General features: G+C 50.8%; 11 protein-coding genes. 4 read left to right on the top strand and 7 right to left on the bottom strand.

The window, feature by feature from the left end; genetic code table 11:
* Nucleotides 1-2: 2 nt before the first annotated feature.
* Complete coding sequence (locus L9G74_RS17565) at nucleotides 3-632, bottom strand: flavin prenyltransferase UbiX (protein ID WP_238898073.1); 630 nt, start codon at nucleotides 630-632, stop codon at nucleotides 3-5.
* Nucleotides 629-2,008 carry a UDP-N-acetylmuramate:L-alanyl-gamma-D-glutamyl-meso-diaminopimelate ligase gene (mpl, locus tag L9G74_RS17560; RefSeq protein ID WP_238898072.1) on the bottom strand — a complete coding sequence of 460 codons (1,380 nt, stop codon included), beginning with the start codon at nucleotides 2,006-2,008 and terminating at the stop codon, nucleotides 629-631. The genes L9G74_RS17565 and mpl overlap by 4 nt, the downstream gene beginning before the upstream one ends.
* Before the next feature lie 241 nt (nucleotides 2,009-2,249).
* Here mpl and L9G74_RS17555 point away from each other — a divergent pair, with 241 nt between their 5' ends.
* Genes L9G74_RS17555 through L9G74_RS17545 form a run of 3 tightly spaced genes read left to right on the top strand, consistent with a single transcriptional unit; the run spans nucleotide 2,250 to nucleotide 5,031 of the window.
* Entirely contained in the window at nucleotides 2,250-3,581 is a 1,332-nt protein-coding gene (locus L9G74_RS17555; RefSeq protein ID WP_238898071.1) for a Na+/H+ antiporter NhaC family protein, read from the top strand.
* Nucleotides 3,582-3,640: 59 nt separating this feature from the next.
* The gene (locus L9G74_RS17550) at nucleotides 3,641-4,318 is read left to right on the top strand and encodes a hypothetical protein (protein WP_238898070.1); all 678 of its coding nucleotides are present in this window, start codon (nucleotides 3,641-3,643) and stop codon (nucleotides 4,316-4,318) included.
* A complete protein-coding gene (locus L9G74_RS17545; RefSeq protein WP_238898069.1) occupies nucleotides 4,315-5,031 on the top strand; it encodes a pseudouridine synthase in 717 nt (238 codons plus the stop codon). Before L9G74_RS17550 ends, L9G74_RS17545 begins: the two co-directional genes overlap by 4 nt.
* Nucleotides 5,032-5,079: 48 nt before the next feature.
* Here L9G74_RS17545 and fba read toward each other — a convergent pair whose 3' ends face one another.
* From fba to tkt, 4 genes are all read right to left on the bottom strand, one after another.
* The gene (gene fba / locus L9G74_RS17540) at nucleotides 5,080-6,147 is read right to left on the bottom strand and encodes a class II fructose-bisphosphate aldolase (RefSeq protein ID WP_238898068.1); all 1,068 of its coding nucleotides are present in this window, start codon (nucleotides 6,145-6,147) and stop codon (nucleotides 5,080-5,082) included.
* Between the two features lie 169 nt (nucleotides 6,148-6,316).
* Complete coding sequence (locus tag L9G74_RS17535; protein WP_238898067.1) at nucleotides 6,317-7,492, bottom strand: phosphoglycerate kinase; 1,176 nt, start codon at nucleotides 7,490-7,492, stop codon at nucleotides 6,317-6,319.
* 338 nt (nucleotides 7,493-7,830) lie between these two features.
* Complete coding sequence (epd, locus tag L9G74_RS17530) at nucleotides 7,831-8,841, bottom strand: erythrose-4-phosphate dehydrogenase (protein WP_238898066.1); 1,011 nt, start codon at nucleotides 8,839-8,841, stop codon at nucleotides 7,831-7,833.
* A gap of 114 nt (nucleotides 8,842-8,955) precedes the next feature.
* The gene (tkt, locus tag L9G74_RS17525) at nucleotides 8,956-10,950 is read right to left on the bottom strand and encodes a transketolase (RefSeq protein WP_238898065.1); all 1,995 of its coding nucleotides are present in this window, start codon (nucleotides 10,948-10,950) and stop codon (nucleotides 8,956-8,958) included.
* 398 nt (nucleotides 10,951-11,348) lie between these two features.
* On the opposite strand from tkt, the gene metK reads away from it, so the two are divergent.
* Nucleotides 11,349-12,500 carry a methionine adenosyltransferase gene (gene metK, locus L9G74_RS17520; protein ID WP_238898064.1) on the top strand — a complete coding sequence of 384 codons (1,152 nt, stop codon included), beginning with the start codon at nucleotides 11,349-11,351 and terminating at the stop codon, nucleotides 12,498-12,500.
* Nucleotides 12,501-12,581: 81 nt separating this feature from the next.
* Here metK and L9G74_RS17515 read toward each other — a convergent pair whose 3' ends face one another.
* Complete coding sequence (locus tag L9G74_RS17515) at nucleotides 12,582-13,286, bottom strand: DUF3581 domain-containing protein (RefSeq protein WP_238898063.1); 705 nt, start codon at nucleotides 13,284-13,286, stop codon at nucleotides 12,582-12,584.
* Nucleotides 13,287-13,290 lie beyond the last annotated feature (4 nt).

Raw genomic sequence — 13,290 nt, 5'->3', positions numbered from 1 at the left:
TCTCAATCTTGTGCAACATGTTGCGGAGGCATGTTGTAGCCCCAGCGCCCAGTAAGCGAATGCTCAACCCCGAGATGGTCGAGAATTCGAGCGACCACGAAGTCTATCAGATCTTGTACAGTTTGGGGATGGTGATAAAAGCCCGGTGCCGCAGGCATAATCACCGCGCCCATGCGGGTCAGACTCAACATATGTTCTAAGTGAATGGCGTTAAAGGGCGTCTCCCGTGGCACCAACAGCAATTGGCCGCGTTCTTTCATCACCACATCCGCCGCGCGCTCCAGCAAACTGTTGCTCATGCCGGTTGCTACTGCGGCCAACGTGCCGGTCGAACAGGGACAGATCACCATCTGTTTCGGCGCGGCTGAACCCGATGCTGGCGGCGAAAACCACTCGTCTTTGCCCAGCACGGTGAGCGTACCGCTTGCTGGCATAATCGCCCGTAGTTGTTCAGTGGCTTTCTCCGGTGCGGCGCTAAGCTTAATGTCATTTTCGGTCGCCAACACCACGCGGGCGGCGCTAGAGATCATCAAGAACACCTGATAATCGGCCTTGAGCAGACACTCAAGCAGTCTTAAGCCATATGGCGCACCCGAGGCACCCGTCCAAGCTAGGCTAATGGTTTTGCTCATGCTTTCTCCGCAAATTTGGCTTCGAGTGCCGCAATAATTTTACCGTGTACGCCACCAAAACCACCGTTACTCATCACCACGATGGTGTCATGCGGCTTGGCTTGTGCCACCACATCCGCCACCAAACTATCAAGTTGCTGATAAACGGTAGCAGGAATCGGTGCTGCGGCCATCGCGCCGCTCATATCCCAATGCACATTGTCGGCCTGATACAGATAGGCGATGTCAGCTTTCGCCATGGAAGCCGCCAAGGTGTGCTGATGCACGCCGCGTTTCATGGTATTGGAGCGTGGTTCCAGCACCACTAAAATACGCTTATCGCCCACATTGGCGCGCAGTCCATCCAACGTGGTGGCAATCGCCGTTGGGTGGTGGGCAAAGTCGTCAAACACCTGCACATCATGCACCTTTGCCAGCAACTCTAACCGGCGTTTGGGTGGCATAAACTTGGCTAACGCTTGCAATGCATCTTGTGGATGCACGCCAACGTGACGCGCTGCCGCCATCGCCATGGTGGCGTTTTCCATGTTGTGACGCCCAAGCAGCGACCAGTTCAACTCACCTTGCAACTCGCCATTTAAACTGGCGGCAAAATAGTGGCCATCTGCCGCAAGCGGTTTAGCATGCCAGTTGCCTTGCGCATCATTATGGCTAAAGGTTTCCTGCTCGCTCCAACAGCCTTGCGCCACCACATCGGCCACCGCTTGGCTATCGGCTGGCCAAATCACGCGGCCCGATTGTGGTACTAAGCGTAGCAAATGATGGAACTGTTTTTGGATCGCTGCGAGGTTATCGAAGATATCGGCGTGATCAAATTCGAGGTTGTTGATCACTAAGGTGCGCGGCTGGTAATGCACAAACTTAGAACGTTTATCGAAAAAGGCGCTGTCGTACTCGTCGGCTTCCACCACAAAAAATGGCGTTGCACCTAAGCGGGCAGACACACCGAAGTTCAGCGGAATGCCGCCAATCAAAAAGCCCGGTTGATAACCGCAATCCTCTAAAATCCACGCCAACATGCTGGCGGTGGAGGTTTTACCGTGCGTCCCCGCTACGGCTAACACCCAACGCTCAGGCAGAATATGATCATGCAAAAACTGTGGCCCAGAGGTATAACGCAAACCTTGCTCTAACACCGCTTCCACGCAGGGATTGCCACGGCTCATGGCATTGCCAATCACTACTAAATCGGGCGCGGGTTCGAGTTGTGCGGGGTCAAAACCTTGAATTAACTCAATGCCTTGTTGCTCGAGCTGAGTGCTCATTGGCGGGTAAACGTTGGCGTCTGAGCCCGTCACCTTATGCCCCATGGCACGAGCTAACAATGCTAAACCGCCCATGAAGGTGCCGCAGATGCCAAGAATATGAACGTGCATGAAAAATTCCTCCGAAAAGACTGCCGCTTATTCTAACGGTCCCGTCTGCGCTTGTCAGTGAATGCTGGCTGACGCTGCCGATAAATTATAAATAGAAGTAAAAACATCTAGACGGCTAAATTGACAAAAATCGGGGTTTTTCTTATGCTGGCCGACATTAGCGCAGTCGACCATGAACGCCTGTCGCGACCGAATCAAGCAATAATAATTCAACACGCTGTTTATACGAGAGAAATTCGTTTTGTCTAACGCTACGACACCACCTACTAAGGGGCACTTTATCGCCCTATTGCCGTTACTGCTGTTTCTTGCGCTGTTCATTGGCGCAGGCGTGTATTTTCAATTAGCAGGCAAAGATTACGCCTTCTATCAAATACCAGCGCCAGTAGCGATCATTCCCGCCATTATGCTGGCAATTTTGCTGTCGAAACAGAAACTCAATCAAGCGTTAGAAACCTTTATGGCGGGCATCGGCCACAGCAATATTATTGCTATGTGTCTAATTTACCTGCTGGCGGGCGCATTTGCCGCCGTGGCTAAAGCGACTGGCGGTGTTGATGCCACCGTGGCGCTGGGCTTGCAGTTCATTCCGGCACAGTTCCTACTGCCTGGCTTTTTTATCATCGCCGCATTTATTGCTACCGCGATGGGTACCTCGATGGGCACCATTGCGGCGGTGGCGCCGATTGCCTTTGGTATCTCCGAAGAAGCCAATATCTCCCATGTGCTGATGGCCGGTGCAGTGATGTCGGGCGCGCTGTTTGGCGATAACTTGTCGATCATCTCGGATACCACCATTGCCGCTACCCGCACCCAAGGCTGCGGCATGAAAGAGAAATTCCGTGAAAACTTAGTGTTCTCACTGCCGTCGGCATTGATCACTTTGGTGTTATTTGCGCTGGTATCGAAAGGCCAAGCACAAGTGACGCCAGCGGATGTGGATGTGATTGCAGTGTTGCCTTACCTCAGCATTCTGTTGTTGGCACTGCTTGGGGTAAATGTGTTTGTGGTGCTGACCATCGGGATTGTGTTTGCTGGCGTCACCGGGATGGTGTCTACGGATTACGAATTTTTGAAATTCACCCAAGACATCTACGAAGGCTTCAAAAACATGCTGGAGATCTTCGTGCTGTCGATGTTCGTGGGTGGCCTAGCAGCGTTGATGCAACAACAAGGCGGTCTCAGCTTTGTTAGTGGTGTGATGGAAAAACTGATCCAACGTTTCTCGCGCAAACAAGGTGACGCCTCTTGCCGTGCTGCCGAGTTTGGCATGGCGGGCATTGTTGCCATGACCAACGCCTGTGTTGCCAACAATACCGTATCGATTGTGGTATCTGGCGATATTGCCAAACAGTTGGCAGAGAAGCATGAGGTATCCGCTAAACGCGCCGCCAGCGTACTCGATATCTTCGCCTGTGTGGTTCAAGGATTGATCCCCTATGGCGCCCAAGCGCTGATGATCGCCAGTTATTTTAAGATTTCACCACTGCAAGCCGTTTCTTGTGTCTGGTATTGTATTATACTTGCCATTGTCTCTTTGGCGGTGATCTTCTTTCGCCCAAGAAGTGATTAATTTTCTTACTATTACAAATACTCAGCCAAGGGATGGCATACAGTTTTAGGCAGTCTTTTATGTCAGCGTATGAGCCATTCCACCAACGCGACCTCACCCGTTTTGCGTATTATTTCGCAGTTATTGGGGTCGCCATTGCCGTATTAGGCATCTTCGTTTCCGTATTCGCCGCATTCCATTTTCATGGTATTGATGCCATCAATATGCGGATTGATAAGCTCGGCGATTATCTCAGCTCACCGATGGCGTTCGTGTTTAACATCTCGTTATTGCTCTGCGGCGGCTTTTTTGCGCTGGCAATGAGTGTGCTCATCGGACAAAAATACAGTGTCAGTACCAACATTTTGGCACTATTTGGCATCATCACTGGGGCGGGATTAGTCGTCGCTGGTTTGTACCCGTTCAATGAACTTCGCCCACATCAAATTGGTGAGCTGATCTATGTTAGCGGCAGTATTTTGGTGTTTAGCATGCTGCTACTTAACCTGTTTCGTTGCCGCACCTTGTGCGGGCCGATTACTGGCGCATTGAGCTTTTGCGGCTTAGTGGCGGGGCTGTGGCTGATGTTGCACGTCAATAGTGTCGATCTGAATTATCATCCATGCAGTAGATTTTACTGCGCGCTGTATCCGGTAATGTGGCTGCATTCCTTCATGGCCATTCTGGTCGCGCTGTCGATGGGCTCAACCGTGTTACGGCTAGGACTGACCCGCGAAATCACCATGCCCGAGCTATGAGTGACCAGTTAGGCATTCGCTTAGCCCATTTTCTGGCACAAGCTGGCGTATGTTCTCGCCGTCAGGCTGCGAGGTTGATCCAAGCACAGCGGGTCACGGTTAACGGCATTCTCGGCCAACATCAGCAGCGCATAACCACTCACACAGCAGTTCAAGTACGGCTCGACGGCGAGTTAGTTCGGCCTCAAGCGCCCGCTATTTATTGGCTGTACCACAAACCTGTCGGGGTGGATTGCCGTTTGCTGGCAGATGACGCCAGCAGTTTATTACGGCGCTTACCCGCCAGCAGCCATTGTTATCCGGTGGGACGTTTAGATAAAGACTCACGCGGGCTGCTGCTGATCAGCAACGATGGCGCCCTCACCCAACGGTTAATGCATCCCGATTTTGCACACGACAAGCGCTATCACGTCACAGTGGATAAACCGCTCAGCCACGAGTTTCTAAAGACGATGGCACGCGGGCTGGATTATGGCGCAGGGCTGACGCGGCCATGCCGTATGCAGCAACTGGCTGAGCAGCAGTTTTGTATCACCCTCACAGAAGGCAAAAAACGCCAAATCCGCCGCATGTGTCGCCATTTGGGTTTTCATGTGACTGACTTACTGCGCACTGATATCGGTGAGCTATCGCTCGGGCAACTGGCCGAAGGCTGTTTTCGTGCCCTCACCGCCAGTGAAGTCGCCACGCTAACGCAGTTAAAACATGCGTAAAAAAGCCCGCGATAATGCGGGCTTCATCAAACAGCGTTGACGGCTGACTTATTTGTTGATCTTAGGATCTAACTCGCCAGTCTGATAACGTTTGTACATCGCTTGCAGTGACAGCGGCTTGATTTTAGAACCCATGCCAGCCGTACCAAACGCTTCATAACGTTCAACACAGATTTCCGCCATCGCATCCATTGATGCTTTGAGGAATTTACGTGGGTCAAATTCGCTTGGGTGCTCAGCCATAAACTTACGGATAGCACCGGTTGATGCGAGACGTAAGTCAGTGTCGATGTTCACTTTGCGCACGCCGTGCTTGATACCTTCAACGATCTCTTCCACTGGCACACCATAGGTTTCAGGGATTTGACCGCCGTATTGGTTGATGATTTCCAACCAGTATTGCGGTACCGAAGAGGAACCGTGCATCACCAAGTGAGTATTAGGAATACGCGCGTGGATCTCTTTGATGCGGTCGATACGCAGCACATCGCCTGAAGGCTTTTTGCTGAACTTGTACGCACCGTGGCTGGTACCGATGGCAATAGCCAGCGCATCCACGTGAGTATCGGCCACAAACTGCGCCGCTTCATCAGGGCTGGTCAGCAGTTGCTCATGGCTCAATACACCGGCCGCGCCGACACCGTCTTCTTCACCGGCAGTACCGGTTTCTAAGCTACCCAAACAGCCGATTTCACCTTCTACTGACACGCCACAAGCGTGAGCGAAGGCGACCGTACGACGCGTCACGTCAACGTTGTAGTCATATGACGCTGGTGTTTTACCGTCAGCCATCAATGAGCCATCCATCATCACTGATGACATACCCAACTGAATCGAACGTTGGCACACGTCCGGATGGGTACCGTGGTCTTGGTGAATACACACTGGAATATCAGGATATTGCTCTAATGCAGCAGCCATCAGATATTTCAAAAACTGTGGGCGAGCATATTTACGCGCACCAGCGGACGCTTGCACGATCACTGGGCTATCGGTGGCTTCCGCCGCCTGCATAATAGCGCGCATCTGTTCTAGGTTATTTACGTTAAAAGCGGGCACACCGTAACCGTGTTCCGCCGCGTGGTCCAACAATTGACGAAGGGAAATTAGGGACATCTCTTCTTATCTCCATAATGAGGTGAGTGTCAGTCACCGATGTCATTATTTAAAAGGTGTTGTTTGAATCGAACGTGATTCAAACGAGTCGTGCAATGCCAGCAGTCTTTGCTGCGGCTTATGGTTATAAATGCTCCCGGTCGTGGCCGGGAGCTTATGGTTATTCGTTTTAGTTGCCGCGGGCGGTTAACATCGCCACGGCAGGCAGTTCTTTACCCTCAAGGAACTCCAAGAAGGCACCACCGCCAGTAGAGATATACGACACTTTGTCGGCTATCTCATACTTGTCTACCGCGGCGAGGGTGTCACCACCGCCAGCGATAGAAAATGCAGGTGATTCAGCAATCGCTTGGGCGATACGTTTTGTACCGGCACCAAACTGGTCAAATTCGAATACACCTACAGGACCATTCCAAACAATGGTGCCAGCCTTCATGATGATCTGCGCCAATGCTTCGGCGCTGTCTGGGCCGATATCAAAAATCATATCGTCTTCAGCTACATCGCTCACGGATTTCAGTGTGGCTACAGCTGTAGGGCTGAACTCTTTCCCCGTCACCACATCAGTTGGCACTGGAATGTCACCGCCACGGCTTTGGGCGTTATCCACCAAACGTTTGGCTTCATCAATCAGGTCAGCTTCGTACAGAGATTTACCGACACCGTTGCCTGCTGCGGCGATAAAGGTGTTAGCGATACCGCCACCAACCACCAGTTGGTCAACGATTTTTGACAGGCTTTCCAGCACAGTAAGTTTAGTAGAAACTTTGGAACCGCCCACAATCGCCACTAGCGGACGTTTAGGATTGTCCATTGCTTTTGCCAACGCTTCCAGCTCAGCTGCTAACAGTGGGCCAGCACAAGCGATAGGGGCGTGGAATCCCACACCGTTGGTTGAGGCTTCAGCGCGGTGCGCAGTACCAAAGGCGTCCATCACGTAAACGTCGCACAATGCCGCCATTTTCTTCGACAGGGCTTCGTCGTTTTTCTTTTCGCCTTTGTTGAAGCGGACGTTTTCAAAAACAACCACTTCACCCACTTTGGCATCCACACCATCCAGATATTCTGTTGCCAGACGTACCGGACAATCGAGCGCCTTGGCCAGATAATCCACTACCGGCTGCAATGAAAACTCTGGGTTAAATTCACCTTCCGTTGGACGACCAAGATGTGACATCACCATCACTGCCGCGCCTTTTTCAAGCGCCAGTTTGATGGTTGGCAGCGAAGCACGCAGACGCGCATCGCTGGTGACCACACCGTCAGCCACTGGAACGTTAAGATCTTCACGGATAAGTACGCGCTTGCCCTGCAGATCCAATTCCGACATTTTAATAATTGCCATAATTTCAACTTCCTTAATTGCACAAAAACAATTCGGTTTTCGCTAGGGGCTGTTTATCTTTGGCGTTTATTTTTTGTTCAAATTAAACGCATTATGAACGAGGCGCGGCCTGCGACGCTTAGTCAACTAAGCGAACTGGACGCAACAAAGTTCAGGAGGCGTTTAAATGAACCCTTCGGGCAGCGGCAGAGCGCAATTTATTCTGCGTTAGGTGCCGTTTGTGGAGAATAACTACACGGCACATCACCTGCCTTGCCTAAATCACGCTCTGTCTGCTGCAAAAAACAACCAAAAAAGATAAACAGCCCCTCATGCCGCCTTCCCTGCCACACGGAAAATTATTTGCTGGCGAACATCGCCAAGCTGGTGTCGAGCATGCGGTTAGCAAAGCCCCACTCATTATCACACCAGAGTAATAACTTAATTAAATGACCATCGCTCACGCGCGTTTGGGTGCCATCTACAATACTGGAGCGTGGATCATGATTAAAGTCGCATGATACCAAAGGCTCATCGGTAAATCCTAAGATCCCTTCCAGCTTGCCACCTGCTGCACGTTTCAGCACCTCATTGACGGTCTTGATATCAACCCGTTTTTCAACAGTGAGAGATACGTCAATCGCGGTGACATTCACCGTCGGCACACGTACTGAAATTGCCTCAAACTTGTCTTTCATCTGCGGCAGAATGCGCTCAATCCCACGGGCAAGTTTGGTATCCACCGGAATGATGGACTGGCTAGCGGCTCGAGTACGACGTAGATCGTCATGGTAAGCGTCGATGACCTGCTGATCGTTCATTGAGGCGTGAATAGTGGTGACAGCACCGCTTTTGATAACAAACTGCTTATCCAATTCGGCAATCACCGGAATGATGCAGTTAGTGGTACAGGAGGCATTAGACACCATGCGATGCTCAGGTTGAATCAACTCGTCGTTCACCCCATACACGATGGTCGCGTCGACATCAGCTGAGGCGGGATGGCTAATCAGCACTTTCTTCGCCCCGGCTTGCAGGTGCGCTTCACAGGCAGCGCGGTCTTGCAGCGCGCCAGTGGCTTCAATCACCAAATCGATATCCAGCGCTTGCCATGGCAGTTGGCTGGCATCAGCCTCATGCAACAAGATAATGCTGTCATTGCCAATCTGCATCTGCTGCTGGCACAACTCGGCGCGCTGAGCAAAGCGGCCATGAGTGGTATCGTAGTTCGTCAGATGGACCATCGCCTCAGGCTTAGCTAACTCGTTAATAGCAACAACTTGCAGTTGTTGTCGCTTGCCTGATTCATACAAGGCGCGTAACACCGACCGGCCGATACGACCATAACCATTGATTGCCACTCTGATCATTACTACGTCTATTGCTCCAGCGAAGGGTAAATACAACAACGGCCTATCATATGACAGGCCGTTGTAATTGGCGAGAAGCCAGCTGAAACTTCAGCGTATTTGTTCAGTTATCTATCAGAATAACGCGTTTGCCTTAGCAACCACGTTTTCAACAGTGAAACCGAACTCTTTGAACAGTTCGTTGCCAGGCGCAGACTCACCAAAGGTGGTCATGCCGACAACCGCACCGTCAAAGCCAACATACTTGATCCAGTAGTCAGCATGTGCCGCTTCAATAGCCACACGTTTGCTCACGGCTTTTGGCAATACTGATTCTTTGTAAGCCGCATCTTGTGCATCAAACTCGGTAGTTGATGGCATTGACACTACGCGAACTTTTTTGCCTTGTTCGGTCAATGCAGCCGCAGCATCAACTGCCAACTGCACTTCACTACCGGTAGCGATCAGGATCAGCTCTGGTGTGCCAGCGCAATCTTGCAGCACATAACCACCTTTCGCCACGTTAGCCAGTTGCTCGCTAGTACGCGCTTGCGCTTTCAGGTTTTGACGGCTGAAAATCAAGGATGTTGGCGCATCACGACGTTCAATCGCGGCTTTCCAAGATACCGCAGTTTCTGCCGCATCACATGGGCGCCATACCGCCATGTTTGGCGTCATACGCAGGTTAGCCAGTTGCTCAACCGGTTGGTGAGTTGGGCCGTCTTCACCTTGACCGATTGAGTCGTGGGTGTAAACGAAGATGTTTTGAATGCCCATCAGCGCTGACATACGCACAGCGTTACGGGCGTATTCCATGAACATCATGAAGGTTGCGCCGTAGTTGATGAAACCACCGTGCAGCGATACACCGTTCATGATGCCGCTCATACCGAACTCACGCACACCGTAGAACACGTAGTTACCGGCAGGATCTTCTTGAATACCTTTAGAGCCTGACCACAAGGTCAGGTTAGAACCGGCCAAGTCAGCAGAGCCGCCCAGCAGTTCAGGCAACAGCGCACCGAATGCAGCGATAGCGTTTTGTGACGCTTTACGGCTAGCAATGCCTTCGCCTTTGCTTTGGCATTCTTCGATGAATGCTTGTGCTTTGGCTTCGAACTCAGCTGGCAGTTCGCCTTTCAGTACACGGCGTTCATATTCTGCTGCCAACTCTGGGTAAGCTTTCGCGTAAGCAGCGAACTTGTCGTTCCATGCGGCTTCGTTAGCTTTACCAGCTTCTTTGGCATCCCAACCCGCGTATACGTCAGCAGGGATTTCAAATGGTGCATGTGGCCAGCCCAAGAATTCACGCGCTGCGGCGATCTCGTCTTCACCCAGTGGTGAACCGTGGCAATCGTGGCTGCCAGATTTGTTTGGTGAACCAAAACCGATGATGGTTTTGCAGCAGATCATGGTTGGTTTGTCAGTCACCGCTTTAGCAGCTTCGATAGCGGCACGGATAGCATCGCTATCGTGACCATCTACGTCGGCAATCACATGCCAGCCGTAAGCTTCAAAACGTTTTGGTGTGTTGTCGGTGAACCAGCCTTCAACGTGACCGTCGATAGAGATACCGTTGTCATCCCAGAAAGCAATCAGTTTGCCCAGTCCCAGAGTGCCCGCCAGTGAACAGGCTTCATGGGAGATACCTTCCATCAAACAGCCGTCACCTAAGAAGCAGTAAGTGTAGTGATCAACGATAGCGTGACCATCACGGTTAAATTGTGCTGCCAGCGTTTTTTCAGCAATCGCCATACCGACTGCGTTGCTGATACCCGCGCCCAGTGGGCCAGTGGTGGTTTCAACACCTGGGGTATAACCATATTCTGGGTGACCAGGAGTTCTTGAATGCAACTGACGGAACTGCTTCAGATCTTCGATGCCCAAGTCATAGCCGCTCAGGTGCAGCAGTGAGTAGATCAGCATTGAACCGTGACCGTTAGACAATACGAAACGATCGCGATCAGACCATTTTGGGTTGGTCGGGTTATGCTTTAGAAAATCATTCCACAATACTTCAGCGATGTCTGCCATGCCCATAGGCGCGCCTGGGTGTCCTGATTTGGCCTTTTGAACAGCATCCATACTGAGTGCACGAATAGCGTTAGCGAGTTCTTTCCGAGAAGACATGCTCTCTCCTGCTTAAATGTGAGGTCATAGAGGTTAAAAAATGTGATGCGCATCATTCTCACGCAGAGAGAGCTGTGAATCAAATAAATTTCCACCGCCGCTTATTGCGTTTTAGTCATAAAAAAGTTCGAACGCTTACAAAACGTTCAACATTATTGAAAGCTTATTAACAAAACCTAAGTTGCAATCGAAAAAACAGCTATTTGTATGACAAAGAAACGATTGAGGCGTTCGCTTACTCCGATAGCTATTCCATAATTTACATTCAAGCTAATGCACAATTTCTGACATTGGGGGTGTCATCAGCCCAGATTTTGATTAAAATAGCCGTCTAGATGGAAAAGCATCTAAACTGCTTTTACCGAGTTGTCACACTCACTAACGAGATTTTCCCTATTATGGCAAGACACCTGTTTACCTCTGAGTCGGTCTCAGAAGGACATCCAGACAAAATCGCCGATCAGATTTCTGATGCGGTGCTCGACGCCATTCTGGCCCAAGACCCTAAGGCCCGCGTCGCATGTGAAACTTATGTCAAAACTGGCATGGTAATGGTTGGCGGTGAGATCACCACTTCTGCTTGGGTTGATATTGAAGAATTGACCCGTAACACTGTGCGCGAAATTGGCTACACCAGCTCAGAGATGGGCTTTGATGCTAACTCTTGTGCAGTATTGAGCGCCATTGGTAAGCAGTCGCCAGACATTAACCAAGGCGTTGATCGTAAAGATCCTAAAGAACAAGGCGCCGGTGACCAAGGTTTGATGTTCGGTTACGCCAGCAACGAAACTGACGTACTGATGCCAGCCCCAATCACTTACGCACACGCATTGGTAAAACGTCAATCTGAAGTACGCAAAGCCGGCATTCTGCCTTGGCTGCGTCCAGATGCAAAATCACAAGTTACCTTCGCTTATGATGAAGGCAAGATTGTGGGTATCGACGCTATCGTGTTATCAACGCAGCACAGCGAAGACGTATCCATGAAAGAGCTGCAGGAAGGCGTGATGGAAACCATCATCAAACCGACCCTGCCAGCAGAATGGTTGAGCAAAGACACCAAATACTTCATCAACCCAACTGGCCGTTTTGTTATCGGTGGCCCAATGGGCGACTGTGGTCTGACTGGCCGTAAAATCATCGTAGATACCTACGGTGGTATGGCACGTCACGGTGGTGGTGCGTTCTCAGGTAAAGACCCATCAAAAGTTGACCGTAGTGCAGCATACGCGGCGCGTTATGTAGCGAAAAACTTGGTAGCAGCAGGTCTGGCTGACCGTTGTGAAATCCAAGTGTCTTACGCAATCGGTGTGGCTGAGCCAACCTCTATCAGCGTAGATACTTTCGGTACTGGCAAAATCCCACAAGAGAAACTGGTACAGTTGGTACGTCAACACTTCGACCTGCGCCCATACGGCCTGACCGAAATGTTGGATCTGGCTCGCCCAATCTACCAACAGACTGCGGCATACGGCCACTTCGGTCGTGAAGAATTCCCTTGGGAAAAAACCGACAAGGTTGAAATCCTGAAAGCGGACGCGGGTCTGTAATCACTAACTTAGGTTAGGCACAATAAAGGCGCTCATTGAGCGCCTTTATTTTTATCAGTAACACAGTTGGCAGCGGTGCCGTTAAGCGACTTGCTCGGCCCGGACGCGATAACGGGCAATCATGTCATCAATGGCCGCTTGGTCTAATTCACGTAAGCCACTCATCACCAGCGTTTTACAGCCGGTGCCGACTTCGCGCTCGCCGCTCATCAGTTTAAATGACAAGGTCACATCACCGCGTTTGCCATCTACCACCATGGTTTTATCAACCAGTTGCAGCTCTACGTCATCAAAGTCGAGCGTGTTTAGCTCAAAGCCCATGCTTTCGTAGATCACCAATGGCCGTGCTGGGTTGATCATCAACTGATGTTCCTGCATCAACGGCACAATGGCGTGGGTAAAGTTGAGCCCAGAAAAGGCCACATAACTGCGAATAAACGATGCCAGCTGTGTATCGCAATGCCGTTTGTCACCACTGCGGCTCGCTTGCAGATAGGGTTTGTCGTTTTCATCTTCGACGCGGATCAGCTCATCGGAGACTTCACGAAAATGCAGCGGCACTTCATCGGCCACCATACCTTCAAAACGAAACTGCATCTTTTGACTCAGGCCATATTCGCCCAACACTAATGCAAATAGCAGATCGCCAGGCACTACAAAACGCTTTGCATCCTCATCGTGGATGGGATTCACGTCACCAGCAACCTTTTTGGCAAAATCACTCGCTTGCTTGCGCGTGATAGAAATAACATTATTTTGCTTATTAAAATAATTAGTTAGGAACATTTAT

It is taken from the genome of Shewanella electrica (assembly GCF_022321485.1).
Classification (GTDB): Bacteria; Pseudomonadota; Gammaproteobacteria; order Enterobacterales; family Shewanellaceae; genus Shewanella; species Shewanella electrica.
This window is presented reverse-complemented; position numbering and strand designations above follow the sequence as displayed.